Here is a 25715-nt window from a genome sequence, read left to right on the forward strand (position 1 = left end):
GCCGGTCCCCGCGCGGGGACCGGCCTCGGTGTCGTCTCTTGCCGTCAGCTGGCCCCGAGCGAGCGCCAGTAGTCGTTGAGCGCGCCGTTGGTCTTCACGAACCAGACGATCGGCCCGACGATGATCAGCATGCCGGGGAAGTACCACAGGCCGGTCGCCCCGGAGACCCGCCTCTCGCGGCCGGCCCGCTCGTAGAGCCCGCCCACCTCCGAGGAGGTGAGGTAGGGCATCACGATGCCGACGAACAGCGCCAGCAGCAGCGCGATCCCGCCGCCGATGCCCTGCCCGGAGTGGCGCTTCATCTCGTCGTGCGTGGAGTAGTACCAGACCAGGCCGTAGATGCCGAACGTCACGAACATCAGCAGGATGCAGGTGCCGGTGCCGCGGATCTTGCCGAGCGGCGCGCCGTGCTGCAGCTGCTGGTACGGGGCCGGGTCGTACGCCGGCGCCGCGCCGTAGTGCGGTGGTTGCTGCGGGTTCTGGCTGGCCGGCTGGTCCGGCGTCTGTGCAGGCGGGTTGGCCTGGTTGTTCTCCGTCATGGGTGTCCCCCTCATCCCGAAACGTGGTCGGCACAAGGTAGAGCTCCGGACCACTCCGTGTGCCGCATTTCGGGTGTGTCGCTCAGTACGCGCCGACCAACGTCGGGCGCCCCTCGACCACGCGGAGGTCGACGCCGGCGCCGGAGATGGTCACGGTGCCGTCGACGTCGCGCCAGGCGCCGCCGTCGACGCGGAACCGGGCGGCGTACGTCGTGTCGACCGCGGGGCGCATCGTGACATGGGCGTCCTGGTAGCGGTGGGAGACGTACTCCTCCATCGGCACCCCGCGCTGGTACGCGCGGCCGGGGGTCGCCGTCGTCTGCGCGGTCCCGTCGCCGTGCCGCCACGTGAACGAGCTCGGCGTGATCTCGAGGTCGACCCGGTGCCCGAGCAGCCGGACCGTGCGGGTGAACGGCTCGGCCTCGGTGCGGAAGAGCGTGTCGAAGTTGACCAGGGTCCGGCCGCCCGGCGGTTGGACGACGAGCCGGGAGTCTGGCAGGTCGATGCGGCGCAGGGCGCGCAGCACGGTCACCTGCGTGATCGGCGTCGCCGGCTCGATGGCGGGAGCGCAGGCCTCGTTGTCGCCCAGGCAGGCGCCGACGACGCCGGCGTCGTAGAGGGGTTGGGGTGGGGGTGGGGGCGTCGAGCCGGTCATCTCCGTCGGCGTCTCGTCATCAGATCGCTTCGTCTCACAACCGAACTGGCCGAACAGTGCGTCCTGCCCCGCGGTAACGCCCCCCGTGCAGCCCAGCAAGACGCCCGACGCAACAGAGGGAATCGCAAGCGGCCCGGCACTCCAAGCGAACAGCCCCAACGCAACAAACAGGCGCCGGATCATGCCGGAGCCTGCTTCAGATCAGTCACCTGCCATGTGCCATCAGACCAATGCAACGAAAACACCGCCGTACCTTCGCCACCCGTTGTCTTGTCAGGCTTGCCGTTCTTGGAGCGGTAGATGGTCTGGGGGCTCAACTTCATCAAGACCCGAACGGAAGCGTCACTTGGTTCGGTCAAGGCCGTGTCTGAGTAGCGATCCGCCCTCCAGCCTGCGGACTCAACATGGCCGCCTGCGGCGTAGATGTCGTCGATCGTGTCGACCAGGTCCCCGCAGGCATCACAGCCCGGGTCACCCAGACCAGCAAGAGCGGATGTCTCCCCGCTGAGTACCGCTGAGTTGAAGGTGTTGATCCAATGCGCGACGAACAACTTCGCCGCTGAGCGAGTGAACTCCGCGGACTGTCGGGGCGGTTCCGTAGACGGCGTCGACGACGTACTGACGGGGTCCTTCGGCTGGGCCTGCGGCTCGTCGTCGGAGCAGCCGGCCAGCCCGAACAGCGGCACGCAGCACGCGGCGGCCAGCCATCGGCGTACGTTCATCGGCACTACCTTCCCGAGAAGGGCACCCCCAGGCGCCACGACCACCGTAGGCACCGCGGCCGCGCCTGACCAGACCCGTCACGCGAACTGTGGAGGACCAGGTCGCGCGGCAAGAGCTGGCCGCTCGGCGGTGGTTTCGAGACGCTCGCTGGCGCTCGCTCCTCAACCACCGGCGGCATTCCACCCGGCCCGGGCCGCCATTTCGGACGGTTGGGCGGGGTCAGGTGGAGGTGAGGAGACCGCGGACGTAGGCGGCCTGGCCGAGGTGCTGGAGGCAGTCGCCGACGACCGAGACCAGGCGGACGCCGGCGGTGACGGGTGGGTCCCAGCGCCGGTCGACGATGCGGTCGAGCTCCTCGGGCGTGACGGACGAGAGGTAGGCGAGGGAGAGCCGTTGCACGTCGGCGTGGTAGCCGGCGAGGTTGTCCGCCTCGACCCGGACGGCATCGACCTGCTCGGAGGTGTGGCCGTACCCGATGTCGCGGTCGTCGACGGGCAGCGCGAACCGCTCGGCCCAGCCGTCGTGCCACGCCTGCGCGGTCCCGGCGACGCCGGCCACGTGGTCGTCCTGCACGCGGGCGGCGTGCCAGAGCAGCCAGCCGATCGAGTTGCCGACGCCGGACGGTCGCTCGTGCAGGAGGGAGGGGTCGGTGGTGACGAGGTCGGCGTACAGCTCCTCGATCCGTCCGAACGCGTCCACCAGCAGGTCACGAGGCTCCATGGCCCGACCGTACGCCCCAGGCGAGGGTTCCCCTGCGAGCGGCACCCCGGGTACGGCGCCGCGGCACGACCGGACCTCCGGCTATTGTCTTCTAATTCACTCAACTTAGGAGGCAACAATGTCCGACGGCCCGTCCTCGATCTCGCGGCGTGGATTCACGCGAACGCTCGGCGCAGCCGGCGTCGCCGCCGTTGCGACCGGTTCCCTCACCACGTCCCCGGTGGCCGCCGCCGAGCGCGAGTTCCGCGCGCAGGGCGGTGCGGACCGGGGCCGGCGACCCAACCTGCTGGTCATCCTCGCCGACGACCTCGGCTGGGCCGACCTGTCGAGCTTCGGCTCGCCGGACATCAGGACGCCGCACCTCGACCGGCTCGCCGCGTCCGGGGTGCGGTTCACCCAGGGCTACTCCGCGTCAGCGGTCTGCTCCCCCAACCGGGTGGCCCTCTACACCGGCCGCTACCCGGCCCGGATCCCCGGCGGGCTGCCCGAGCCGATCGGCGCCGCCACCCCGCAGAACGGCATCCCCACCGACCACCCGACGCTCGCGACGCAGGTCAAGGCCGCTGGGTACGACACCGCGATGTTCGGCAAGTGGCACGGCGGCTTCCTGCCCTGGTTCGGGCCGCTCAGGTCCGGCTGGGACGAGTTCGTCGGCAACTACTCCGGCGGCCTCGACTACTTCTCGAAGTACGCCTCCGGCCCCCGCTACGACCTCTTCGACGGCGAGGAAGAGCTCCAGGACCCGCGCTACTACACCGACATCATCACCGAGCGCGCGGTCGAGTACGTCGGGAGGAAGCACCAGCGACCGTGGCTGCTCAACCTGAACTTCACCACCCCGCACTGGCCCTGGGAGGGACCCGGCGACAAGGCCGTCAGCGACGAGCTCACCGCGCGCCTCAAGGCCGGCGAGAACGGCGCGCTGTTCCACACCGACGGCGGCAGCCTCGAGGTCTACAAGTCGATGGTGGAGAGCCTCGACGACTCGATCGGGCGGGTGATCGGAGCGCTGAAGAGGTCCGGCCAGCTCGACAACACCGTGGTGTTCTTCGCCAGCGACAACGGCGGCGAGCGCTTCTCCCACCAGTGGCCGCTGACCGGCCACAAGGTCGACCTCACCGAGGGCGGCATCCGGGTGCCGACCATCCTGAGCTGGCCGAAGCGGATCCGGCCGCGTCAGGTCAGCCACCAGACGGTGCACACGCTCGACTGGCACGCGACGTTCCTCGACCTGGCCGGGGCGGCTCCGGACCCGTCGTACCCGCTCGACGGGACCAGCCTCGCCGACTACCTGCTCCGCGACCGGCCGGTCCCGCAGCGCGACCTGTTCTGGCGGATGCGCGGGCAGCGGGCGCTGCGCCGCGGCGACCTGAAGTACGTCCGGCAGAGCGACGGCGTGGACCGCCTCTACGACCTGGCCGTCGACCCCAGCGAGCAGGCGAACCTGGCCCGCAAGCGGCCCGGCGACCTGTCCTCGCTGAGGACGGCGTGGGAGTCGGTGAACGCGGAGCTGCTCCCCTACTGAGCGCCGCCGAGAGAACGGGGACTGGGCAGAACTGGGCAGAAATGCCCAGTCCCCGCCTCCGCGGATGGGCATCCGGCCCGACGCGGCCGGACCCCTCGCGCTCCTAGCGTGGCGGCACCCCATCAGGGGACCGACCCGAGGAGCGACCATGAACGCCAGCCAGAGCAACCGCGACCACGTCGAGACCGTCATCGTCGGCGCCGGCCAGGCCGGCCTCGCCACCGCCTACCACCTGCAGCGCCGCGGCCGGGCCTGCGTCGTCCTCGACGCGAACCAGCGGGTCGGCGACAACTGGCGCCGGCTCTGGGACAGCCTCCGCCTCTACTCTCCCGCGAAGTACGACAGCCTCCCGGGCCTGCCCTTCCCCGCGAAGAGGTGGTCGTGTCCCGGCAAGGACGCGGTCGGCGACTACCTCGAGCAGTACGCCGCGCACCACGCGCTGCCGGTCCGCCTCGGCGTCCGGGTCGAGAGGGTGACCCGCGACGGCGACCGCTTCGTCGTGCGCACCAACGAGGGCACCACCACCTGCGACAACCTGGTGGTCGCGACCGGCACCTTCGGCCGTACCGCCAGCGTGCCGGGCTTCGCCGACGACCTCGACCCGGCGATCCTGCAGCTGCACTCCAGCGAGTACCGCCGCCCCGGCCAGCTCGCCGACGGCCCGGTCCTCGTGGTCGGCGCCTCGCACTCCGGGTGCGACATCGCGTACGAGGTCGCCGCGGACCGGCCGACGATCCTGGCCGGACGCGACTGCGGACAGATCCCGGTCCCGATCGAGTCTCGGCGGATGCGCGTGGCGTGGCCGGTGGTCAAGTTCGCCTGGGGCCACCTCCTCACCCGGCGTACCCCGATGGGCCGCAAGGAGATGAACGAGATCCGCTTCCACGGCGGCCCGATGCTGCGCGTGCGCCGCAACCACATCGCGGAGCGCGGGATCGACCGACGCGAGGCCCGCGTGACCGGTGTGGAGAACGGCCGCCCGGTGCTGGCCGACGGCTCGGTCCTCGACGTCGCGAACGTCGTCTGGTGCACCGGCTACCGGCAGGACTTCGGCTGGCTCGACCTGCCGGTGATCGGCGAGAACGGCTGGCCGAAGGAGTACCGCGGCGTCGTCGAGGACGAGCCCGGGCTCTACTTCTGCGGGCTGTCGTTCCAGTACGCGTTCACTTCGATGGTGCTGCTCGGCGCCGGCCGCGACGCCGACTACGTGGCCGGTCACCTCGACGCCCGGATGAAGGGCGCGGCACGCACCGGTACGCCGGCTCCGGCGGCGCCACGGGCGGCCTGACCGCCGTACGCTGTGGTCGTGGGGGTGCTCGACGACCTGCGCCAGGCGAGGGAGGACTACGAGCGCGGCGACCTGAGGGCGGCGTTCGCGGGCTGGTCGAGCGCGGACCCGGGGGCCCTGGACACCCGGACGCTGGTCGACCTCGCGAACACCGCCCTGCTGATCGGCGACAACGACTCCGCGCAGGCCGCGATGCGCACGGCGTTCGACCGTCATCTCACGGACGGCGAGTTCGGGCCGGCGGTCCGGTGCGCGTTCTATCTCGCGATTCGGGCCGGCACGAGCGGCGACCAGGCCCAGGCCGGCGCCTGGGCGGGGCGGGCCGGCGCGATCCTCGACGACCACCCCGCTCTCGGCGAGCGCGGCTACCTCACGTTCCTGCGCGTGTACGGGCACGTCATGGCAGGCGACTTCGAGGGTGCGGGCCGGCTGGCCGCCGAGGCCGCGTCGATCGGACGCGAGCACGGCGACCCGGAGCTGCTGGCGCTCGGCCTGGTCGGGATCGGCCGGGCCGGGCTCTACTCCGGCCGGGTGTCCGAGGCGATGGCGGCCTTCGACGAGGCGATGCTCAACCTCGCGGAGCCGGAGGTCTCGCCGGTCACCGCAGGCTTCGTCTACTGCTCGATGATCGAGGCCTGCCAGGAGATCTCCGACTTCGGCCGCGCGGCGGAGTGGACCGGCGTGCTCCAGCGCTGGTGCGAGCGCCGGCCGGGGCTGGTGGCCTTCACCGGCCAGTGCGCGGTGCACCGCGGTCAGCTGATGCGTGCCCGCGGCGCGTGGGACGAGGCGCTGGACGAGCTCGCGCAAGCCCGGCGGCGGTACGTCGAGACCGGCGCGGCCGGGGCGGTCGGGGTGGCCGACTACGAGACCGGCGAGGTGCACCGGCTGCGCGGCGCCCACGAGGCTGCCGAGGCGGCGTACCAGCACGCCGGGGACGCGGGCTTCGACCCGCAGCCCGGGCTGGCGCTGCTGTGGCTGGCGCAGGGGCGGACCCAGGCCTCCGTCGCGGCGGTACGCCGCCTGCTCGCCGAGGCGACCGACCCGGTGCACCGCTCGCGCGTGCTGCCGGCCGCGGTGGAGGTGCTGGTCACCGCGGACCAGCGGGAGGAAGCCCGAACGCTCGCGGGTGAGCTGGACACGCTCGCGACGTCGTTCGGCTGCCCGGCGCTCCAGGCGGCCGCGGCGCAGGCGGCCGGGCTGGTGGAGCTGGCCACGGACCCGGCCGGGGCGCTGCCGTACCTCCGCAAGGCCGGCTCCCTGTGGAGCGGGGTCGAGGACCCGTACGCCGCGGCGCGGGTGCGGGTGCTCACCGGCCGGGCGCTCGCCGCGCTCGGCGACGAGGACTCGGCGCGCCGCGAGCTGGAGTCGGCGGAGCGGACCTTCGCGTCCCTGGGCGCCACGCCGGACGCGTCCGCCGTACGCCGGCTGCTCGAGCCCGGCGCGGCGCCGGACGGGCTGACCCCGCGCGAGGTCGAGGTGCTCCGTCTGGTCGCGTCGGGGCGGAGCAACGGGCAGATCGCCGACGAGCTGGTGCTGAGCGAGAAGACCGTGGCCCGCCACCTCTCCAACATCTTCACCAAGATCGGGGTGGGCTCCCGGACCGCCGCTGCGGCGTACGCCTACGAGCGCGGCCTGGCCTGATTCAGGGGTCTGATCAGGCGTCTGATCAGGGGTCTGGTCAGGGGTCTGGTCAGGGGTCTGGTCAGGCGGGCTTGCGCAGCAGGAAGCCGAACACCGTCACCGCGGAGAACGCCCAACCGGCGCGGGCCGCCGCGTGCTGGGAGGCGACCGCGGCGTCGGCCTGCTCGGCGGTGATCCGCCCGTCCCGGACCGCCTGGTCGGCGTTCATCCGCATGAGGGGTGCCTCGAGCAGCAGCCGCGGCGGGAACACCAGGGCGGCCGACCCGACGTCGGGCTCGATGGCGAACCCGGCGGTCATCGCCTGGCGCGGTATGTTGCGGGCCGAGGCCGGGTTGGCGACCTGGCCGCGGAACGACCGGCCGATCGCCTCCTCGACGTCCGGGTCGATGTCGGAGTGGACCCAGGTGGCGTGGTCGGAGTCGAGCACCACCGCCCGGCCGCCGCGGCGCAGCACCCGGGCGAACTCGTGGAACGCGACCTGCGGGTCGTCGACGTGCTGGAGCACCCGCTCGCACCAGAGCAGGTCGAGGGCGGCCTCGTCGAACGGGAGCGCCTCGGTCGACCCGTCGACGTACCTGACGTCCTCCCGGACCGTCCGCTCCTCGGCAACGGCGCGCATGGTCGGGTTCGGCTCGACGCCCGTGACCCTTCCGGTCGCGCCGACCAGCCCGGCCAGTTCGCGGCAGACGGTGCCGGTGCCGCTGCCGATGTCGGCGACCGTCTCGCCGGGGCGGAGGTCGGCCATCGTGATCGCCCAGTCGCGCAGCCTGCGGATCGCCGGCGCCTGGTCCTGGACGTCGAGGATCCGCACCATCTGCTGGACCGACGGGTCGTCGACGGTGCCCTTCCGGAACGCGCGGCCGAGCAGCGCCGGGTCGTCGTCGAACTCGCTCACGCCACACCTCCCGCGGACGTCCCGCGCCCTCCAGCGTCGACCCCGGGCGGCCGACGCTGCCAGACCCGGACGGGTCATCTGGCGGGAACTGTCATGTGGCTGCAATTGCGGCCGGATTGCACGGAACCGACCGCCGGAACTGTCACGAGGCTGCAATCGCAGCCGTACGGCGCACGCTCACCGCTCGCAGGCGATCCCGTCCCCGTCGGTGTCCAACCGCTCGTGGACGCCGTACACCTGCGGGTCCACGGCGTACGTCGTGACCGGTTGCTCGCCGTCGGCCACTAGGTCGCGGGCACCGCCCCGCCCGACTCCGTGCGGGTGCGTCGCGTTCAGCTCGGCACAGCCGGCGTCGGCGGTTCCCCGCGGCCCGGTGCCGCTCGGGCCGACCAGGTCGTCGTACAACGCGGCGGCCGGTCGGAGGAGCACCAGCACGCCGGCGAGGAACAGCAGCGGCACCAGGCCTCGCCGCCGGCTCCAGAGCCAGCGCCGGCGCCCCCGCTCGTGCCGCGGGATCGCCTCGTACGGCGACCACCCGTCGTTCCGGTCGAGGACGCGGAGCTCCGCGACGACGAGGCGGCGACGTTCCGCGTCCAGGACCGGCGGCCGGGCCAGCAGCGTCGTCGCCAGCGTCGGCGTCGAGCAGACCAGCACGCCGCCCGCGGTGCCGGCGAGCGGCTGGTCGGTTGCCAGGCAGAGCACCGGCACGACGTGGGCGACGTCGACGGCCCGGAGCCGCTCGCCGACCGCCAGGGCGGCCGCGACCGGTCCGGACAGCAGGTCGTCGGCCGGGCGACCGTCCTGCAGGAGACGTCCGTCGCGGAGGCCGACCGTGCCCGACAGGTGGCTGCTGTCGACGACGAACACACCGGGCGGTCCGACCACCACGTGGTCGAGGCTCCCCCACCGCACCCCGGGCCACTGCACGTCGTGGAACGCCGTCCACTCGTGCGGCGGCAGCGTCACCCGGGACGGCGTCCCGTCCGGGGCGCCGGGGTGCCCGCCGCTGGTGCTCATCCGGCGCCTCCTTCCGGCCCCGATCGTCGCACCCCTCGGGGGTGCTCGCAGGCGATCCCGTCCCCGTCCGTGTCGAGCACGACCCATCAGGGCCATGCCCTGCTCAGAACAGGCCCACGAACCAGCCGGCCAGGCCGTCCATGAGCTGCGGCCAGATCAGCGCGATCACCGCGAAGCCGAGCAGCAGCCCGGTGGCGATCGCGTCCGGGCGCAGGAACAGCCGCATCGGCCTGCGGACGCGGTCGCCGTGCCGGCTGGCACGCACCACCGGGGCGGCCGCCTTGGCCGAGGCCTGCCGGAAACCGGCCTCGAGCTGGCGGGCAGCGGCCCGGATCTCGTCGGACCGCAGCCGCGCCGGGCGACCGAGCAGCATGGTGTCGACGTTGGCGCTCGAGCAGACCAGGACGTCGTCGGCGCGGCCGGTCAGCCATTCGTCGCGGGTGAAGCACAGCACCGGGTGCACGTGCCGCGCGTCGACGGTGGTGACCATGGTGGCCAGCGCCTCGGCCGCGTCGGTCGCCTCGGTCACGGCGGCCTCGCGCGCGATCCCGTTCTGGCGGACCTGGCCCTGCCCGACGGTGATCCGGCCGGGCCACGACTTGGTGGTCACCACGAAGATCCCCGGCGGGCCGAGCACCACGTGGTCGATGGCGGCGTACCGCCGGTCCGCCCAGCGCACGTCGTGGTAGACGGTCCACTGGTCCCCGGGCAGTCCTCCCAGCACGTCCGCCGTGGCGTGCGACGCTTCCTGCTGCACCTGTGCCACGTCGATCGGCTTGACCCGAATGACCTGTTCCCGTTGCCGGCGCGTGATCGCGCGAGCCGCTTCGTTCGTCATCCTTGACCCCCGAACAGCCTGTCCCGTTCCTTCTTGGAGAGCGTAAGTCTCCAATCGGCCGGACACGTCACGAACCGCGGAAAACGGGCCCGCCAATTCCCTCCGTCCAGACCACTCGAGCCCAGGTCCCCGACCCTCCCCCTGGCCACCACCCGTCTGCCACGCTGGAGGCATGGCCGAGCGCAACGTCCTGGGCAGCGATCTCGAGCCCTGCAGCACCGACCCGGTGACCGGGTTCTACCGCGACGGCACCTGCACGGTCGGGCCCGAGGACGTCGGCGTGCACGGGGTCTGCGCGGTCATGACGCCCGAGTTCCTGGCGCACCAGGAGTCGGTGGGGAACGACCTGGTCACCCCGCGCCCCGAGTGGCGGTTCCCCGGCCTCGTCCCCGGCGACCGGTGGTGCGTGGTCGCCGCCCGCTGGCTCCAGGCGTACGACGACGGCGCGGCCGCCCCGGTCGTCCTCGCCAGCACCCACGAGGCGGCGCTCCGCCTGATCCCGCTGGCCACCCTCCGCGAGCACGCCGTCGACGTACCCGACGACCTCAGCTCCCTGGAGTGAGGGTCGCGCCCCGACAGCCGGGCCGCGTCTCGCGGGCTTGCAACGCGACCGGTCCCGGCAGCGCCCGGTACGCCGGCACCGACGGCAGTCGGTTCGTCCTCGAGGTGGGCTCGGGTACCACGAAGCTCGCCCCCCGCGCCGGCTAGTTGAGTTGCGCCTCCCTCGGCGGTGAGGTGCGCCTCGCTGGCGCGGTCCGCGAGGGAGGCGCAGATCAACGCCCAGCGGGGCGTAACTCATCGCCCAGCGGGGCGCCGCTCATCGCCCAGCGGGGCGCAACTCAACGCTCAGCGCGGCGCAACTCAACGAACGCGGATCAGGAGCGCAGGAGCAGCAGCGCCACGTCGTCGTCGGAGTCGGGTGCGGTGGCGAGCATGTCGTCGCAGAGCTGCTCCAGCTCGTGGTCCTGCACGCCGGTGAGACAGTCGAGCAGCCGGTCCAGGCCGTCGTCGAGGGTCTGCGCCCGGCTCTCGACCAGGCCGTCGGTGTAGAGCACCAGCGTGGCGCCGGGCTCGAGGACCGTGCGGTGCTGGTGGCGCGACGTGTGCGCGTCGACCCCGAGCAGCAGGTCCGGCTCACTGGTGAGCAGCCGGGCGGTGCCGTCGGGATCGATCACCACCGGCGGCGGGTGCCCGGCGTTCGACCAGGTGACGTCCATGCGGCCCTCCTCCAGCGGCAGGACCCGGGCGACCACGGCGGTCGCCACCACGTCGGTGGCGCTGATCTCGAGCACCCGCTCCAGGCTCTCCAGCACCGCGGACGGTGCGTCGTCGCCGATGCTCAGCGCGATCCCGCGGACCAGGTTGCGCACCTGCGCCATGGCGGCCGCGGCCCGCTGGTCGTGCCCGGCCACGTCGCCGATGACGACGCCGAGGCCGCCGTCGCGGAGCGGGAAGAAGTCGTACCAGTCGCCGCCGAGCTGGGCCACCTCCACCGCCGGGCGGTAGCGCACCGCGATCTCGGTCTCGCCGATCCCGCCCTGCCGCGGGAGCAGGCTGCGCTGGAAGGCCTCCGACATCTGGCGCTGCACCTCGTTCATCCGTCGTTGCACCGCGACCGCATGGGCGCGGTCGAGGGCCTGCCCGATGGTCGCCGCCGCCAGCCCGAGGAAGGAGCGGAAGTCCTCGTCGACCACGACTGTCGGCGTCGGCATCAACCGCAGCGCGAGCTCGACCGGGGCGGTCGTCGGGACGGGCACGTGGATCGGCGTGCCGTCCCAGGTGGCGAAGTGGAGTGGCAGCTCGTCCCGGTCGTCGGGGACCAGGTCGACCTCGGCGACGTCGCTGGTCTCCTTCCGCAGCATCACCACCGCGGTCTCCCCGATCACGTCCAGCGCGGCGTCCTCGGGGATGCCGAGGCTCAGCCGGGCGAGGATGTCCATCCGCCGCCGGAACACCACCTCACGGGTGGTCTCGGTGGCCACGTCGAGCACGCCCTCCACCTCACCGGCGGTGTTGCGCACCGGTGAGTAGCAGAACGTGAACCAGCAGTCCTCGAGGAAGCCGCGCCGGTGCAGCGGGACGTACTCGTCCTGCATGTAGACCGGCCGGCCGCTGGCACGGACGCCCTCCATCAACGGCCCGACCAGGTCCCACACCTCGGGGAAGATCTCCTCCGCGGTGCGGCCGAGGGCGTAGGGGTGCTTGTCGCCGATCAGCTGCACGTAGGCGTGGTTGTAGATCAGCACGTACGACGGTCCCCACAGCAGCGTCATCGGGAACTCCGAGCGCAGCATCATGTCCACGGTGGTGCGCAACGTGGCCGTCCAGCCGTCCGGATGCCCGACCGGGGTGTCCTCCCAGCGGACGCGGGAGTACGCCTCGGAGATCGGCCCCGCCTGGTCGAGCAAGATGCGCACGGCGCACGGTAGCCCGCTTCCGGACCCCGTGACCGCCCTTGAACCCGAAACCACCCGGGCGGGCCATACCAGTGGCTCCGCGACGTCCCTCGTCCCTGCCCAGAGTGACCTTCGGCCCTGCCCCGGACGCGTCCGGAGGACGAGCGTGGAAGGTGACGAAACCACCCGGGAGGCGCCATGAGCATGTCCGCCCACCCCGTCGGCACCGCACCTGTGCCGGCGTACCCCGTGCGCGTCGACGCGCGTCTCGACGACCACCTCAGCCGGTGGCTGTGGCTGGTCAAGTGGCTGCTCGCGATCCCCCACTTCCTGGTGCTCGCGCTGCTGTGGATCGCGTTCGTGGTGCTCAGCGCGATCGCGCTGGTGGCGATCCTGTTCACCGGCCGCTACCCGCGCGGGATCTTCGACTTCAACGTCGGGGTGCTCCGCTGGACCTGGCGCGTCTCGTACTACACCTACGGCGGCCTCGGCACCGACCAGTACCCGCCGTTCACGCTCGAGGAGCGGCCCGACTACCCCGCCCACCTCGAGATCGCCTACCCGGACCACCTCTCGCGCGGGCTGGTGCTGGTGAAGTGGTGGCTGCTCGCGATCCCGCACTACCTGGTGCTCGGGCTGGTGCTGGGCGGCGGCGTCTACGCCGCGTCGCACGACGAGCGCAGCGGCGGCACCGGCCTGCTCGGCCTGCTCGTGCTGGTCGCCGCCGTGGTGCTGCTGTTCACCGGGCGCTACCCGGGCGGGATCTTCGACTTCGTGCTCGGCCTGAACCGGTGGTGGCTGCGGGTCGCGGCGTACGCCGGGCTGATGACCGACGCCTACCCGCCGTTCCGGATCGACCTCGGCGGCACCGACCCGGGCACCGCGGTACTGGCCGCGCCGCCGGCGCCGGCTCCGCCCGGACCGACCATGCCCGCCGCGGGACCGCCGGCCGGAGGCGCCCCGCCGGTCACCGCACCGTCGGGCCCGCCGCTTGCCCCGCCCCCTGGCCAACCCCCCACCGCGCCGTACGCCGGCCCGCCGGTCGCGCCGCGAACGCCGTCCCGCTGGAACGCCGGCCGGATCATCGCGGTGATCATCGGCTCCCTGCTGGCGATGACCTCCGTCGGCCTGCTCCTCGGCGGCCTCGGCCTGAGGGTGACCGACAGCGTGCTCCGCGACGAGCACGGCTACCTGATGAGCTCCACCGAGAGCTACGGCTCCCCCGGCCATGCGGTGGTGTCCGACCGGATCGAGCTCGGGAACGGGTTCGTCGCCACCGACCTGCCGCGGCGCTGGCTGGGCACGGTCACCGTGGTGGCCCGCTCCCAGACCCCGGCCGAGGTCTTCGTCGGGATCGCCCACACCGACGACGTCGAGGCCTACCTGTCCGGAGTCGAGCGCACCCTGGTGACCGACCCGTCGGGCGACAACGGCGACCCGGAGACGGCGTACGTCCCCGGCGGGCCGCCGCCCGCCGCCCCCGGCCAGCTGCCGATCTGGGTGGCCTCTGCACAGGGGTCCGGACAGCAGACGCTCACCTGGGAGCCCCAGCAGGGTGACTGGACCGTCGTGGTGATGAACGCCGACGGCTCCACGCCCGTGCAGGCCCGGGTCGCGGTCGGGGCCGAGCTCCCGGTGCTCGGCGACATCGCGCTCTGGCTGCTCGGCGCCGGCTTCGTGGTCGGCCTGCTGGCCGTGGTCGTGATCGTGCTCGCGGTGCCGCGCACGCCGCGGACCGCGACGCCGCAGGACGTCGGGACCTACGAGGGGCCCCGCTGAGGAAGGAAGAGGAGGAACACGATGTCGACCATCGCGCTGCGGGCACCGAGAGGGTTCGCAGACCTGCTGGACTGGCTGGAGACGGGGAGCACACCGTTCCTGCGCGACGCCGACAACCTGGTCCGGGTCGAGGACTTCGTGCGTGACGACCGGTACGTCGTCCGCGCCGAGCTCCCCGGGATCGACCCCGACAAGGACGTCGAGCTGACCATCGAGGGCGACTACCTGACCATCGCCGGACACCGCCGCGAGGAGAAGGTCGAGAAGAACCACAGCGAGTTCCGCTACGGCTCGTTCTCGCGCACCCTCCGGCTACCTCCGGGCACCGACGCCGACGACGTCACCGCGACGTACGGCGACGGCGTGCTCGAGGTGAGCGTGCCGATGGTGACCAAGGAGGCGTCGACCCGGATCCCGGTGTCCCGGCCCGCGACGGAGCAGTCGCCGACCGAGCCGACCGGGCAGGCCCCGGCCGAGTAGCCCGGCAGCCGGGCGCTCCGAGCGCCCGGTCATCCTCGTGCCCCCGCGGACCCACGCCCGCGGGGGCACCGCTGTGCCCGGGGACCGTCCGTTCAGGTGAAGCGCGCGGCGACCGCCGGGTCGCGCCAGACGACCGCGGTCCCGTCGAGCACCACCACCCCGTCCTGGTTGGTGATCCGGGTGGCCAGCGTGGTCACCGGCTTGTCGGCGCGGGCGTCGGTCACGGTCACCTCCGCGGTGATCTCGTCGCCGGGCCGCACCGGTGCCAGGAACCTCCACCCGACCTCGAGGAACACGCTGCCCGGCCCGGGCAGGTCCTCGGCCACGACCGCGTTGAGCAGCCCGCTGGTCACCCCGCCCTGCACGACCAGGCCACCGAACCGCGACGCGGCCGCGACCTCCTCGTCGTAGTGGATCGGGTTGCGGTCGCCGCTGATCTCCGTGAACAGGGCGATGTCGCGCGGCTCCACGGTGCGGGTGCGCCGGGCCACGGCGCCGATCTCCGGAGTGGTCATGGCACCAGTCTCCGGCACCGCCTTCCCCGCCCCGTCCCCCGCGCCTCCCGCCGGGGAAGGCCGAGGGAAGGCGGCTCACGCACGCTGCCTCCTGTTCACCACCACATCCCCTGGAGGAAGCCATGCACCACCTGACCGGAGACGGGGCCCGGGCCCGCGAGCAGGAGCTGCGGCGGGTCAGCGGCCGCCCCGAGCGCCGCCACGCCCACGACGCCGAGCTCGAACGCCGGTCCCGCCGGCGACGGCGCTGACCCGCCCCACCGACCAGACCCAACGAACCGGCCCCGGACCGTCCGGGGCCACCCACCGAGGAGAGAACCCAGCATGACCGTCACCACCCAGCCCCAGCCCCGCAACGGCGTCGACGTACCGACCCTGTTCGCCACCCTCGACGCGGTCCGCGACAACCCGGGCATCGCCCGGTTCCAGTTCCGGGCCCGCAACACCTGGCAGACCGGCACCCACAGCCGCTCGGAGCTCTCGGGCTTCTTCGGCGCCGGCCAGGAGCTCGCCCACCGCCAGGTCACCGTGGTGGACAGCGACCACCCCGAGGTCCTGGTCGGCGGCGACCGCGCGCCGACGCCCGCGGAGTACCTCCTGCACGCGATCGCCGCCTGCATCACCGCCGGGATCGGCAACATCGCCTCGGCACGCGGTGTCGACCTCAGCCACGTCAGCTCCACCGTCGAGGGCGACATCGACCTGCTCGGGATCCTCGGGCTCTCCGACAGCGCCCGCAACGGCTACGAGCAGATCAAGGTCACTTTCCACGTCGAGGGCAACGCGGACGCGGAGACCCTGCGCCAGATCGTCGAGCAGTCCCGCAACCGCTCGGCCGTCTACGACGCCCTCACCAACCCCACCCCGGTCCACATCGACGTGGTCACCGGCTGACCCGACGGCGCGTCCGAGAAACGAGAGGTCTGCCATGAACACCGTCGACACCGTCGTCATCGGCGCCGGCCACGCGGGGCTTGCGGTCAGCCACCTCCTCGGGCGCGCCGGTCGCGACCACGTGGTGGTCGAGCGCGGCGCGGTCGCCCAGTCGTGGCGCACGCGCTGGGACTCCCTGACCCTGCTGACCCCGCGCTGGATGAGCCGGCTGCCCGGCTGGCGCTACCGCGGCCCCGGCCAGGAGGGCTTCATGCCCGCGGCCGAGCTGGTCGGCCACCTCGAGGCGTACGCCGCCTCGTCCGCCGCCCCGCTCGCCCTCGGGCGCGAGGTCCTCGAGGTCGCCCCGGCCGGCGAGGGCTACCGGGTCACCACCACCGACGGCACCTGGTCCGCGCGGCACGTCGTCGTCGCCACCGGGCCGGGGAGCCGGGCCGTGCTGCCACCCGCGATCCACGCCCTCCACCCCGGGGTACGGCGGGTCCCGGCGCTGGACTACCGCAACCCGGAGAGCCTGCCGTCCGGCGCGGTCCTGGTCGTCGGCGCGTCCGCGTCCGGCGTCCAGATCGCCGACGAGCTGGCCCGGTCCGGCCGCCGGGTCGTGCTCGCCGTCGGGAGGCACACCCGGGTCCCGCGCCGCTACCGCGGCATGGACCTGAGCTGGTGGCTGGACCGCAGCGGCCGGCTGGCCCGCACCATCGACACCGTCGCCGACCCGGTGGCGGCCCGTCGGGAGACCTCGCTCCAGCTGGTCGGCCGCGAACCGGGCGACCCGCGCGGCACGAGCCTCGGCCTGGACACGCTCCAGGACGTCGGCGTCGAGCTGGTCGGCCGGGTGCGCGGCGCCGACGGCCACCGGATCGACCTGGCCGACGACCTGCCGGTCAGCGTCGCGGCCGCGCAGCGGCAGCTGGACGACCTGCTCGACGCGATCGACGCCGACGTGGACGCCAGCGGCCTCACCCGCGAGGTCGACCCCGCCGACCGGCCCGAGCCGGTCCGGCTCGGGCCGGCCCGGACCTCCCTCGACCTCGGGGTCGAGGGGTTCGGGAGCGTCGTGCTCGCCACCGGCCTCCGACCGCACCACCCGTGGCTGCGGGTGCCGGTCACCGACCTCGACGGGACCATCCGCCAGTGCCGCGGCCGCACCCCCGCCGCCGGCCTGTACGTCGTGGGGCAGCGCTTCCAGCACCGCCGCGACTCGGCGACACTGGACGGGGCGCGGCACGACGCCCGCGACGTGGTCTCCCACCTCGTGGCCGGCGACACGGCCGCGGTCGCCGCCCTGGAGATGCGATGAGCACCGGAACGAGCACGAACACGTACGACGTCGTGGTGGTGGGCGCCCGGGTCGCGGGCGCCTCCACCGCGATGCTGCTGGCCCGCGCCGGCGCCCGGGTGCTGCTGCTCGAGCGCGCCGAGCCCGGCACCGACACCCTGTCCACGCACGGCCTGATGCGCGGCGGCGTCGTGCAGCTGGCCCGCTGGGGACTGCTCGACAGGCTGGTCGCCACCGGCACGCCGGCGGTGCGCAGCACGACGTTCCACTGGATCGCCGAGGAGCCGGTGCACGTGACGATCCGGCCCGGGGCCGGCGTCGACGCGCTCTACGCCCCCCGCCGGCACGTCCTCGACCGGCTCCTGGCGGAGGCGGCCGCCGAGGCCGGGGCCGAGGTCCGGCACGGGGTCCGGGTCACCGGGCTGCTCCGCGACCGCAACGGCCGGGTCTCCGGCGTCCGCACCGAGGACCGCGACGGACGCACCGGCAGCGCCCGGTCGGCGTACGTCGTGGGGGCGGACGGGATCCGCTCGGTGGTCGCCGAGGCCGCCGGCGCGAACGTCGAGCGGCTCGGGCGGCACGCCAGCGCGGTCCGCTACGCGTACGTCGCGGGGCTGGACGCACCCGGCTACGAGTGGATGTACGGCGACGGCGCGGCGGCCGGGCTGATCCCGACCAACGACGGCCACCACTGCGTGTTCGTGGCCACCACCCCCGACCGGATGCGCACGCTGCGGCTCGGGCGCACCGCCGACGAGGCGTTCGCGGCCCTGTTCCACGCCGCGGCGCCGGACCAGGCCGGGCGGCTGAGCGAGGCCACCCGGGTCGACCGCTACCACGGCTGGGCGGGCGCCCCGGCGTACCTGCGCCGGCCGTGGGGGCCGGGCTGGGCGCTGGTCGGGGACGCCGGCTACTTCAAGGACCCGATCAGCACGCACGGGATGACCGACGCGCTCCGCGACGCCGAGCTGCTGGCCGGCGCGCTGCTGGTCGCGCTGGCGGACCGGGACCTCGAGCGGCCCGCGCTCGGGGAGTACCACCGGCGCCGCGACGAGCTCTCCACCGCGCTGTTCGAGGTGAGCGACGAGATCGCGTCGTACGCCTGGGACATCCCGACCGCACAACGGCTGCTGCGCCGCCTGAGCGCCGCGATGAGCGACGAGCTGGAGCTGCTGGCGGCGCTGCCGTCTCCCGCAATTCTCGATGACTCGCCTGCAGGGGCGAGGCTAGCCTGAGGTCGTCCGACCCCTGGCCCGGCAGAAGGCACGCGCATGGATGTCGACATCGCCATGCTCGGGACGTTCTCGGTCACGTTGGCGCGCGCCGGTGCGGGCGTCGACGAGGCTGTCGACGAGTCCGCGTGGTCGCGCCGGGGCGCCGCCGCGCTGGTCAAGCTGCTGGCCCTGGCCGAGCGCCGTACGCTGCACCGCGAGCAGGTCGTGGACGCGCTCTGGCCGACGGTGCCGGTGGACGCGGCGCTCCCCCGGCTGCACAAGGCGGCCCACTACGCGCGCCGGGCGCTGGCCCCGACCGGCACGCCCGCCGTCGCCGCCGACGCGGTGGTGCTCCGCAACGACCTGGTCACGCTGCTCCCCGGTCGCGAGGTGCGGGTCGACGCGGTGGACTTCCGGTCCCGGGCCGAGTCGGCGCTGGCCGCGGGTTCGGCGGAGGAGGCGGCGGCCGCGCTCGCGCTGTACGCCGGCCCGTTGCTGCCCGAGGACCTCTACGAGCCGTGGGCCGCGGAGTGGCGGGAAACGCTCACCGCCCTGCACCGCGACCTGCTCCGGCTGGCCGGGCGCTGGTCCGACCTCGTTCGGGTCGACCCGACGGACGAGGCGGCTTGGCTGGCGCTGGCCGGCCAGCACCTCGACCGCGGGGACACCCGCGGCGCCGAGCGGCAGCTGGAGCGGATGGAGCAGGCGCTGGCCCGCGAGCTCGGCACCGTGCCCAGTGCCGAGGCCCGGCGGCTCAAGGAGCGGATCGGGTCGGCGGCGGCGCCCCCGGGTCGGCGCACGCCGGGGGTCCGGCTGGTCGGGCGCCGAGCCGCGGGCGACGCCGTACGCGAGCACCTGGACCGGGCCGGCGCAGGCCGGGGCAGCTCGCTGCTGGTGACCGGTCCGGCCGGGGTCGGGAAGTCCGCGGTCCTCGACCTCGCCACCACCCTGGCCCGGCAGCGCGGCTGGCGCACCGGCCGGGGCGCGGCGTCCCGGATGGAGGGGGCGTGGCCCTACGCCCCGGTGCTCGAGGCGCTGGCCGACCTGTCCCGCCAGCACCCGGGGCTGCTGGACGGCCTCGACGACAGCTACCGCCAGGAGCTGGACCGGGCGCTGTCCGGCGAGCAGGCCGGGTGGAGCGGCGAGACCGCGCACCAGCGGCTCTTCGTCGCGGCCGCCGAGCTGGTCCGGCTGGCCGCCAGCGGCCACGGGCTGCTGCTCGTGGTCGACGACCTGCACGAGGCCGACCAGGCGTCGCTGCGACTGCTGCACTACCTGGCCCGGGTGGCGGTCGCCGAGCAGGTCGTGGTGGCGCTCGGGGCCCGTCCCGGCCATCACCTGCGCGAGCTGGAGGACAGCCTGGTCACCCGCGGCATCGGACACGTGCTGCCGCTGGCTCCCCTCGACGAGCCGGCGGTACGCCGCCTGGTGGCCGCGCTCCAACCGGACCTCGACGACGAGACGGTAGCGGAGATCTGGGCGGTGTCCGGCGGACTGCCGTTCCGCATCCTCGAGGCCTGTCGGACCGCGCGCGACGGCGGCGGGGTCGCGCTGTCCGGTCTCGGCGGGCCCACCCTGGAGGCGCTGCGCCGGGTGGCGCTGCTGGGCTCGGCCTTCACCACCGACGAGCTGCTCGCGGTCAGCGGCCTCGACGAGGACGCGACGTACGCCGCGCTCGCCGCGGGGCTGGACACCGCGGTCGTGGAGCCGGCCGACACCGGCTACCGGTTCCGGCACGCGCTGGTCCGCGACGCGGTGCTGGACACGTTCTCCGCGCACGAGCGGTCCCGGGCCGGGCGCGAGGTGGCCGAGACGCTGGCCGCGCGGGGCGCCCCGGCGACCCGGGTCGCCGGCCTGTTCCTGGCCTCGGGGCACCCCGTGCAGGCGGTGCCGCACGCCCGACGGGCGGTCGACACGGCGGGCGCCCTGGGCGCGTACCGGGACGGGCTGGCCCTGATCGACGCCGTCGTCGACCACGCCACCGGCACCGACCGGGCGCACCTGCTGGCTCGCCGGGGCGACCTGCTGCTGGCCCTGGCCGACCCGGCTGCCGTGCCGGCGTACCGGGCGGCCCTGTCGGTCACCTCCGGCACCGAGCACCGCCTGGTGCAGGCCCGACTGGCCCGGGCCGCGACGTTCGGTGGCGACCTTGACACGGCTGCTGCGGCGCTGGCTGGCCTGGAGCTGGACGGTGACGCAGCCGACGGGCCGATCCTGCTGGCCCGCGGCAACCTGGCCTACTTCGTCGGCGACCTGACCGCGGCGGACGCCGCCGCGGACGCGGCCCGGGCCGTGCTCTCACCCGACGACCCGTGGCAGATCGTGGACCTGGTCGCCCTGCAGGGGCTGCTCGCGCACCAGCGCGGCGAGTGGTTCGAGCGGTTCCGGCAGGAGCTGCGCCAGACCCTCGACGACCCGTCGCTGGCGACCGCGGTGTTCGACGCGCACCTGTGCGTCGCGGAGTACCTCCTCTACGGGCCGATGGACTACACGGAGGTGATCCGGCTCGCCGAGCAGTTGCGGCGCCGTGCCGAGCACCACGGCGCGCTGCGGGGGGCGGCGTTCGCCACCTCGCTGGCGGGCGAAGCGGCGCTGCTCATGGGCGACCTCGACCGGGCCGAGGGCGACCTGACCGAAGCGGCTGCACTGCACCGCGACGTCGACGCGCGGGCTGGCGAGGCCCATTCGCTGCAGCGGCTGGCCGAGGTCCGGCTGGCCCGGGGCGACCGCGCCGGCGCGCGCGAGCTGTTGCGACGGGCTCTGCCGCTGGCCCGCTGGTCGATGGTCAGCAACCATCTCATGCAGCGGATCCACGGCTCGCTGATCGAGGTGGCCGAGAGCCCGGAGGAGGCCATGGCTGCCGTCGAGCAAGGCGAGATGGCGCTGGGCGACACCGACCGGTGCACGTTCTGCGACGTCATGTTCGAGGTGCCGGCGGCGATCGCCAGCGCCGACGCGGGGGAGCTCGACGCGGCCCGGCGCCACCTCGACGCGGCGCAGGTCTCGGCAGCGCGCTGGGCCGGCACCGCGTGGGAGGCGAGCGTGGTAGAGGCCCAGGCCCACCTGGCGGCGGCCACCGGCGAGAGGGACGAGTCGTCCCGGCTGTCGGCCCTCGCCGAGGAGCTGTTCACCGTCGCCGGGCAGCCGCTGGACGCGGCCCGGCTGCGGGCGGCGGACGGTCTCGCCTCCGCGTGACCGTCGCCCTCCGCGGGTCGCGTGCGGTCAGTCCGCCACCGGAAGCGGCGCCAGCGGCTCGTCGGCCTCCACGTCGCCGCGCTCCTCGAGCGCCTCGGTGAGCAGCGAGGCCAGCGCCTCGACCTGCACGTCGGCGGACGAGCCGACCTCCTCGTCGGACCCGTCGAGGGCGCGCGCGGCCAGCCCGGCCTTGCTGTCGATGAGCTCGGCGATCCGGGCGTCGATGGTCTGCGCGGCGATGATCCGCCAGGCGGTGACCGGCTCGGTCTGCCCGATCCGGTGCACCCGGTCGATGGCCTGGGTCTGCTCGGCGTTGGTCCACGAGAGCTCGGCGAGCACCACGTTGGAGGCGACCTGCAGGTTGAGGCCGACCCCGGCGGCGGTCAGCGAGCAGACGATGACATGCACGTCGGGGTCGTTGACGAACCCGTCGATCGCCTTCTGGCGGGCCGTCGACGACTGGTCGCCGCGGATCGCGGTCCAACGGAGGTCGCGCTTGTCGAAGACCTCCTGCGCGGCGTCCATCACGTCGATGTGCTTGGCGAAGAACACGACCTTGCCCGCGCTGCGGGCCAGCTGGGCGGCGTAGTCGGCGGCCAGCTCGGCCTTGGCCTGCCCGATCCGGCGGACCATCGCGAAGACGTTCTCGCCCGAGCCGGCCTCGTCGGCGTCGCTGAGCTCCCAGGTGGCGACCCGGTGCACGAGCTCGCGGTCGATGCCGTCGACCTCCTCGCCCTTCTTGCGGCGGGTCGACAGCGCGGCGTCGTACCGCTGGACCAGGCGGCGGGCCAGCTCCTTCTCGGCCTCGCGGACCGAGCGGCCGACCGCGCCCTCGAGCTCGACCGGCAGGTCGGCGACCCGACGAGCCGGGATGTCGGCGGCGACGTCGACCTTGCGGCGGCGGACGATGCCGAGGTCGACCACGGCCTGCCGCGCCTTCGGGTAGAACGCGTGGTCGGCCGGGGTCAGCCCGGTCTCCTCCAGCATCGACATCAGGTCGGGACCGGCGGTCTTCTCCTCGATCCAGCCCAGGAACTGCCAGATCGCGCGGAAGTCCTCGATGTCGTTGATCAGCGGGGTGCCGGTCAGCGCCATCATCAGCGGGCGGGCGATGCGGCGGCGGATCCGCTGGGAGATCTCGAGGACGTTCTGGGAGCGCTGCGACTTCTTGTTCTTGATGAAGTGCGCCTCGTCGACGACCATCCCGCGGAAGCCGAAGTCGCCGATCCAGCCGACGTGCCGGTCGAGGATCTCGTAGTTGACGACCACGATGTCGGCGAAGCCGTCGATGTCCTCGCCGTCGCCGTGGATGACGGTGACGCTCTTGTGCGGCGTCCACTGGGCGGCCTCGCGGGCCCAGTTGGTCTTGACCACGTTGGGGACCACACAGAGCAGCGGGTAGGCGTCGGCGACCTGCGCGGCGAGCAGCGCCTGCGCGGTCTTGCCGAGGCCGGGCTCGTCGGCGAGCAGGAAGGTGCGGTGGCCCTTCGCGGCGGCGGCGAGAAGCCGGGACTGGTGCGCCATCAGCTCGAGGCCGGCCGGCGGGTGGGTGCCGTTGGGCGGCGGCAGCTCCATGCACGCGGAGGCACCGGGAGCGGCCTGCTCGAAGGAGTTGAGCAGCGGGCCGATCAGCTCCCAGCCGGAGAGCTTGCCGGTGCGCGGCCGCGGCGCCGTCGCCGACAGGTCGGGAACCAGGAACGGGTTGGCGAGCTGGGCGGAGACCACGGACTGCGGCACCACCTGCTTGTCGGTGCGTACGACGGTCGCGGCGTCCGGGGCGAGTGGCTCGGGGTCGGGCGTGGGCTCGAGCCCGCCGGACCGCTCCATCTCGCGCTTGATGCTGCGGGTGCCGTCGGAGACGACCGCGTCGGGGTCGAGCAGGTGGAACAGCGACGGCTCGCGGGCCGCGGTCTGGGCGAGGATCGTGGCGATGCCGTCGAGCCGCTTGAGCTGGCCGTCCCGCTGCGCGTCGGTGGCCTCGGTGTCGGCACGCACCCGGGCGCGCTCCTCGCGCGAGAGCAGCGCGATCGCCTGGTAGCGGGCGCGCTCGCTGCCGCCGACCTGGCCGCGCTGCACGCGGCCCTCCACCTCCCGGGCCGCCTTCGCGAGCACCGGGATGATGCCCTGGTTGTCCTTGGCGCGGCGCTGCGAGCCCTTCTGCCCGCCCTTGCCGCCCCGCTGGGCGGTCCGGGTGCCGCCCCGGGACCGACGCTGGCGTTCCGCCAATCGACTCTCCTTCAATACGTCCGCACGTGCGAGGCCGGAACCACGCGGGCTCGGCCGCCGCTGGCAGCCGGGAGGCCCACGGCCCCTCGTGCGCTCCGGGTGGTGACCCGGTCCCTCGAACTGTTGTGCCGCCCCCAACGATCGGGGCGAGCCCGGGTGCGGCGGGAGGAGATCCTCCGGGCGCACGTCACCCGACTTGCCGCCAGTGTAGCGGTGCTCGCCTGCCTCAACGCCACCGACCGCCGGGATCATCCCCGGACCGGGCCCTGCAGGAGGTCGATCAGCGAGCGCGAGCGGCGTCCTCGGTGCGTCCGCACGGGCGCCGGCCCCGGGCGGGCGAGCGGCTCACTTCGTCTTGAACTGGCGCTTCCCCCGCTGCTCGGCGTGCGGCTCCACGACCGTGCCGCGCTCGAACACCACGATGCTGTCGTAGAAGTGCACCGACTTCGTCGTCCGGGTGAACTCGTCGACGGCGAACCCCTCCTCCCGGGAGTGCCACGCGTTGAGCTGGTCGGTCAGCCCCTTGGCGTACTCCATGAAGGTGTCCGGCTTGCGGTAGCCGCCGCCGAACCCGGGCCAGTAGCTGGTGTGCACGTCCTCGACGAGGAACACGCCGTCCTCGCTGAGGTGCGGGTAGATCTCCTCGAACGTCGCGATCTGCTGGCCCATCCTGTGGCCGCCGTCCTCGATCACGACGTCGATGGGGCCGATCTCCGCAGCGATCGACCGGAGGAAGTCGCGGTCCTCCTGGTCGCCGATGAAGATCCTGATCCGTCGGCCGCCGAGCTCGGCGCACCGGGGTTCGATGTCGACACCGTTGATGTACGCCTGCCGCCCGAAGTAGTTGCGCCACATCTGCAGCGAGCCACCCTGGTTGACGCCGAACTCGAGGATGTTCACAGGACGCCCGCGGAAGCGCTCGAAGTGCCGGTGGTAGATCTCGAAGTAGTGGACCCACTTGTGGATCCGTCGCCGCTTGTTGTTCAGGAAGTACTCCTCCAAGGGGTTCGCGAGGCTCGCCTCGCCGCTGGGTGCCAGGACCAGTTCCCTGCCGAAGACCTTCATGGCTCGCGAGCCTAGCGCCGAGCCCCACCCGCGGCGCCGCACCGCGCGCCGTAGCCCGGGTCGCTGCCCGCTGCCGCACTGAGGCCCGCGACATGGCGCCACTTCGCCATGGCGGTTGGTCAGGCGGGTCATTCCACCGCGCACCGATCCAGACCTGCGTATCGCGCCCCACCACTGCCCCTCCGACGTGAGGACATCTCGGGGATCACATTCCGATCCACCGAAGGGACACCGTGATGAACCGCCACACCGTTCGAGACACCACCCGCACCGCCCGCCGTGCCGCCTCCCTCTCCGTCGCCGCCGTGGTCGCCGGCCTGGCTCTCGCTCCCACCGGAGCGCACGCCACCCAGGCGATCGCCGACGGCAGCGGCACGACGTCGAAGCCGACCGGCGACAAGTGGAGCTACATGTACGACGCCGCTCAGCGCCGCGACGCGCAGGTCCGTGACCAGGCCGTGCACGCCGACGACGCCACCCGGACGAGCGCGACCAGCTCCGGCTACGTCAACGCGTGGAGCTACATGTACGACGACGAGCACGGCACGGCGGTGGCGACCAGCCACCTCCCGCTGGCGAAGGGGGGCGACGACTCCGCCCACCAGCGGAAGCTGCACCCCGGCCTGGCCAACATCGTGGTCTCCGTGGCTCCCAAGGCCCCGGCCACGTGCTACCTGCCCGACACGGTCGACGCATCGACCCGCCGGTTGATCGCCGTCCAGCTCTGCGGCAAGGCGCACGTCGTCCCGGCCGTGTTCCTGGCCCGCGCGGCGGTCTACGAGCCGGCCGTCTACTCCCTCGGGCACCTGTGAGCCGACCCTCCCCCCGGCCCGG

23 protein-coding genes are annotated in these 25715 nt (G+C 73.6%); 12 read left to right on the forward strand and 11 right to left on the reverse strand.

Annotation, left to right across the window (positions count from 1 at the left end; all coding sequences use genetic code 11):
• Nucleotides 1–44 precede the first annotated feature (44 nt).
• The 4 genes from EKO23_RS07530 to EKO23_RS07545 form a co-directional block, all read right to left on the reverse strand.
• Nucleotides 45–539, reverse strand: coding sequence for a DUF4234 domain-containing protein (locus tag EKO23_RS07530; RefSeq protein ID WP_134715819.1), 495 nt, complete (start codon nucleotides 537–539; stop codon nucleotides 45–47).
• A gap of 82 nt (nucleotides 540–621) precedes the next feature.
• A complete protein-coding gene (locus EKO23_RS07535; RefSeq protein WP_134715821.1) occupies nucleotides 622–1194 on the reverse strand; it encodes a hypothetical protein in 573 nt (190 codons plus the stop codon).
• Nucleotides 1195–1373: 179 nt separating this feature from the next.
• Nucleotides 1374–1916 carry a DUF6318 family protein gene (locus EKO23_RS07540; protein WP_134715823.1) on the reverse strand — a complete coding sequence of 181 codons (543 nt, stop codon included), beginning with the start codon at nucleotides 1914–1916 and terminating at the stop codon, nucleotides 1374–1376.
• A gap of 220 nt (nucleotides 1917–2136) precedes the next feature.
• Nucleotides 2137–2637, reverse strand: a complete 501-nt coding sequence (locus tag EKO23_RS07545) for a mycothiol transferase (protein ID WP_134715825.1) — start codon at nucleotides 2635–2637, stop codon at nucleotides 2137–2139.
• 118 nt (nucleotides 2638–2755) lie between these two features.
• Here EKO23_RS07545 and EKO23_RS07550 point away from each other — a divergent pair, with 118 nt between their 5' ends.
• The 3 genes from EKO23_RS07550 (at nucleotide 2756) to EKO23_RS07560 (ending at nucleotide 7091) form a co-directional block, all read left to right on the forward strand.
• On the forward strand, nucleotides 2756–4162 hold the full coding sequence (locus tag EKO23_RS07550) for a sulfatase-like hydrolase/transferase (protein ID WP_134715827.1): 1407 nt from the start codon (nucleotides 2756–2758) through the stop codon (nucleotides 4160–4162).
• Nucleotides 4163–4310: 148 nt separating this feature from the next.
• Complete coding sequence (locus EKO23_RS07555; protein ID WP_134715829.1) at nucleotides 4311–5450, forward strand: flavin-containing monooxygenase; 1140 nt, start codon at nucleotides 4311–4313, stop codon at nucleotides 5448–5450.
• A gap of 18 nt (nucleotides 5451–5468) precedes the next feature.
• Nucleotides 5469–7091, forward strand: a complete 1623-nt coding sequence (locus EKO23_RS07560) for a LuxR family transcriptional regulator (protein WP_134715831.1) — start codon at nucleotides 5469–5471, stop codon at nucleotides 7089–7091.
• 61 nt (nucleotides 7092–7152) lie between these two features.
• Here EKO23_RS07560 and EKO23_RS07565 read toward each other — a convergent pair whose 3' ends face one another.
• The 3 genes from EKO23_RS07565 to EKO23_RS07575 all read right to left on the reverse strand — a co-directional run bounded on the left by EKO23_RS07565 (nucleotide 7153) and on the right by EKO23_RS07575 (nucleotide 9841).
• Nucleotides 7153–7986 carry a methyltransferase domain-containing protein gene (locus EKO23_RS07565; protein WP_167880366.1) on the reverse strand — a complete coding sequence of 278 codons (834 nt, stop codon included), beginning with the start codon at nucleotides 7984–7986 and terminating at the stop codon, nucleotides 7153–7155.
• 177 nt (nucleotides 7987–8163) lie between these two features.
• Entirely contained in the window at nucleotides 8164–9003 is an 840-nt protein-coding gene (locus EKO23_RS07570) for an excalibur calcium-binding domain-containing protein (protein WP_217702520.1), read from the reverse strand.
• Between the two features lie 103 nt (nucleotides 9004–9106).
• On the reverse strand, nucleotides 9107–9841 hold the full coding sequence (locus tag EKO23_RS07575) for a nuclease-related domain-containing protein (RefSeq protein ID WP_167880367.1): 735 nt from the start codon (nucleotides 9839–9841) through the stop codon (nucleotides 9107–9109).
• 172 nt (nucleotides 9842–10013) lie between these two features.
• Here EKO23_RS07575 and EKO23_RS07580 point away from each other — a divergent pair, with 172 nt between their 5' ends.
• On the forward strand, nucleotides 10014–10403 hold the full coding sequence (locus EKO23_RS07580; RefSeq protein WP_134715840.1) for a DUF2237 family protein: 390 nt from the start codon (nucleotides 10014–10016) through the stop codon (nucleotides 10401–10403).
• 313 nt (nucleotides 10404–10716) lie between these two features.
• On the opposite strand, the gene EKO23_RS07585 is transcribed toward EKO23_RS07580, so the two are convergent.
• A complete protein-coding gene (locus tag EKO23_RS07585; RefSeq protein ID WP_134715842.1) occupies nucleotides 10717–12258 on the reverse strand; it encodes a SpoIIE family protein phosphatase in 1542 nt (513 codons plus the stop codon).
• A gap of 183 nt (nucleotides 12259–12441) precedes the next feature.
• Between EKO23_RS07585 and EKO23_RS26415 the strand changes: the two genes are divergently transcribed.
• Entirely contained in the window at nucleotides 12442–14016 is a 1575-nt protein-coding gene (locus tag EKO23_RS26415; RefSeq protein ID WP_134716043.1) for a DUF4389 domain-containing protein, read from the forward strand.
• A gap of 21 nt (nucleotides 14017–14037) precedes the next feature.
• Nucleotides 14038–14496 (forward strand): Hsp20/alpha crystallin family protein, encoded by a 459-nt coding sequence (locus EKO23_RS07595; RefSeq protein WP_134715844.1) that lies wholly within the window; start codon nucleotides 14038–14040, stop codon nucleotides 14494–14496.
• A gap of 92 nt (nucleotides 14497–14588) precedes the next feature.
• Here the strand turns inward: EKO23_RS07595 and EKO23_RS07600 are convergent, their stop codons facing one another.
• Nucleotides 14589–15011, reverse strand: coding sequence for a MaoC family dehydratase (locus EKO23_RS07600; protein ID WP_134715846.1), 423 nt, complete (start codon nucleotides 15009–15011; stop codon nucleotides 14589–14591).
• Between the two features lie 122 nt (nucleotides 15012–15133).
• Here EKO23_RS07600 and EKO23_RS26420 point away from each other — a divergent pair, with 122 nt between their 5' ends.
• From EKO23_RS26420 to EKO23_RS07620, 5 genes are all read left to right on the forward strand, one after another.
• Entirely contained in the window at nucleotides 15134–15262 is a 129-nt protein-coding gene (locus EKO23_RS26420) for a hypothetical protein (protein WP_281280887.1), read from the forward strand.
• Between the two features lie 73 nt (nucleotides 15263–15335).
• Complete coding sequence (locus tag EKO23_RS07605) at nucleotides 15336–15905, forward strand: OsmC family protein (protein WP_134715848.1); 570 nt, start codon at nucleotides 15336–15338, stop codon at nucleotides 15903–15905.
• 34 nt (nucleotides 15906–15939) lie between these two features.
• The gene (locus tag EKO23_RS07610; RefSeq protein WP_134715850.1) at nucleotides 15940–17202 is read left to right on the forward strand and encodes a flavin-containing monooxygenase; all 1263 of its coding nucleotides are present in this window, start codon (nucleotides 15940–15942) and stop codon (nucleotides 17200–17202) included.
• Entirely contained in the window at nucleotides 17199–18416 is a 1218-nt protein-coding gene (locus EKO23_RS07615; protein WP_134715852.1) for an NAD(P)/FAD-dependent oxidoreductase, read from the forward strand. Before EKO23_RS07610 ends, EKO23_RS07615 begins: the two co-directional genes overlap by 4 nt.
• A gap of 36 nt (nucleotides 18417–18452) precedes the next feature.
• Nucleotides 18453–21590: an ATP-binding protein gene (locus EKO23_RS07620; protein WP_217702521.1), complete on the forward strand. Its 3138-nt coding sequence runs from the start codon at nucleotides 18453–18455 to the stop codon at nucleotides 21588–21590.
• 27 nt (nucleotides 21591–21617) lie between these two features.
• Here EKO23_RS07620 and EKO23_RS07625 read toward each other — a convergent pair whose 3' ends face one another.
• A complete protein-coding gene (locus EKO23_RS07625; RefSeq protein WP_246050955.1) occupies nucleotides 21618–23816 on the reverse strand; it encodes a DEAD/DEAH box helicase in 2199 nt (732 codons plus the stop codon).
• Between the two features lie 345 nt (nucleotides 23817–24161).
• Nucleotides 24162–24881 carry a class I SAM-dependent methyltransferase gene (locus EKO23_RS07630; RefSeq protein WP_167880369.1) on the reverse strand — a complete coding sequence of 240 codons (720 nt, stop codon included), beginning with the start codon at nucleotides 24879–24881 and terminating at the stop codon, nucleotides 24162–24164.
• Nucleotides 24882–25117: 236 nt separating this feature from the next.
• Between EKO23_RS07630 and EKO23_RS07635 the strand changes: the two genes are divergently transcribed.
• The gene (locus tag EKO23_RS07635; protein ID WP_134715858.1) at nucleotides 25118–25693 is read left to right on the forward strand and encodes a hypothetical protein; all 576 of its coding nucleotides are present in this window, start codon (nucleotides 25118–25120) and stop codon (nucleotides 25691–25693) included.
• Nucleotides 25694–25715 lie beyond the last annotated feature (22 nt).

Source organism: Nocardioides guangzhouensis (genome assembly GCF_004519545.1).
Taxonomy (GTDB): Bacteria; Actinomycetota; Actinomycetes; order Propionibacteriales; family Nocardioidaceae; genus Nocardioides; species Nocardioides guangzhouensis.

Bases quoted from the DNA above. Each gene is read 5' to 3' on its own strand.
- EKO23_RS07545 (WP_134715825.1), bottom strand. From the start codon at position 2,637: ATGGAGCCTCGTGACCTGCTGGTGGACGCGTTCGGACGGATCGAGGAG.
- EKO23_RS07555 (WP_134715829.1), top strand. From the start codon at position 4,311: ATGAACGCCAGCCAGAGCAACCGCGACCACGTCGAGACCGTCATCGTC.
- EKO23_RS07630 (WP_167880369.1), bottom strand. From the start codon at position 24,881: ATGAAGGTCTTCGGCAGGGAACTGGTCCTGGCACCCAGCGGCGAGGCG.
- EKO23_RS07535 (WP_134715821.1), bottom strand. From the start codon at position 1,194: ATGACCGGCTCGACGCCCCCACCCCCACCCCAACCCCTCTACGACGCC.
- EKO23_RS07570 (WP_217702520.1), bottom strand. From the start codon at position 9,003: ATGAGCACCAGCGGCGGGCACCCCGGCGCCCCGGACGGGACGCCGTCC.
- EKO23_RS07635 (WP_134715858.1), top strand. From the start codon at position 25,118: ATGAACCGCCACACCGTTCGAGACACCACCCGCACCGCCCGCCGTGCC.
- EKO23_RS26420 (WP_281280887.1), top strand. From the start codon at position 15,134: ATGCACCACCTGACCGGAGACGGGGCCCGGGCCCGCGAGCAGGAGCTG.
- EKO23_RS07595 (WP_134715844.1), top strand. From the start codon at position 14,038: ATGTCGACCATCGCGCTGCGGGCACCGAGAGGGTTCGCAGACCTGCTG.
- EKO23_RS07580 (WP_134715840.1), top strand. From the start codon at position 10,014: ATGGCCGAGCGCAACGTCCTGGGCAGCGATCTCGAGCCCTGCAGCACC.
- EKO23_RS07610 (WP_134715850.1), top strand. From the start codon at position 15,940: ATGAACACCGTCGACACCGTCGTCATCGGCGCCGGCCACGCGGGGCTT.
- EKO23_RS07620 (WP_217702521.1), top strand. From the start codon at position 18,453: ATGGATGTCGACATCGCCATGCTCGGGACGTTCTCGGTCACGTTGGCG.
- EKO23_RS07540 (WP_134715823.1), bottom strand. From the start codon at position 1,916: ATGAACGTACGCCGATGGCTGGCCGCCGCGTGCTGCGTGCCGCTGTTC.
- EKO23_RS07600 (WP_134715846.1), bottom strand. From the start codon at position 15,011: ATGACCACTCCGGAGATCGGCGCCGTGGCCCGGCGCACCCGCACCGTG.
- EKO23_RS07530 (WP_134715819.1), bottom strand. From the start codon at position 539: ATGACGGAGAACAACCAGGCCAACCCGCCTGCACAGACGCCGGACCAG.
- EKO23_RS07550 (WP_134715827.1), top strand. From the start codon at position 2,756: ATGTCCGACGGCCCGTCCTCGATCTCGCGGCGTGGATTCACGCGAACG.
- EKO23_RS26415 (WP_134716043.1), top strand. From the start codon at position 12,442: ATGTCCGCCCACCCCGTCGGCACCGCACCTGTGCCGGCGTACCCCGTG.
- EKO23_RS07605 (WP_134715848.1), top strand. From the start codon at position 15,336: ATGACCGTCACCACCCAGCCCCAGCCCCGCAACGGCGTCGACGTACCG.
- EKO23_RS07615 (WP_134715852.1), top strand. From the start codon at position 17,199: ATGAGCACCGGAACGAGCACGAACACGTACGACGTCGTGGTGGTGGGC.
- EKO23_RS07575 (WP_167880367.1), bottom strand. From the start codon at position 9,841: ATGACGAACGAAGCGGCTCGCGCGATCACGCGCCGGCAACGGGAACAG.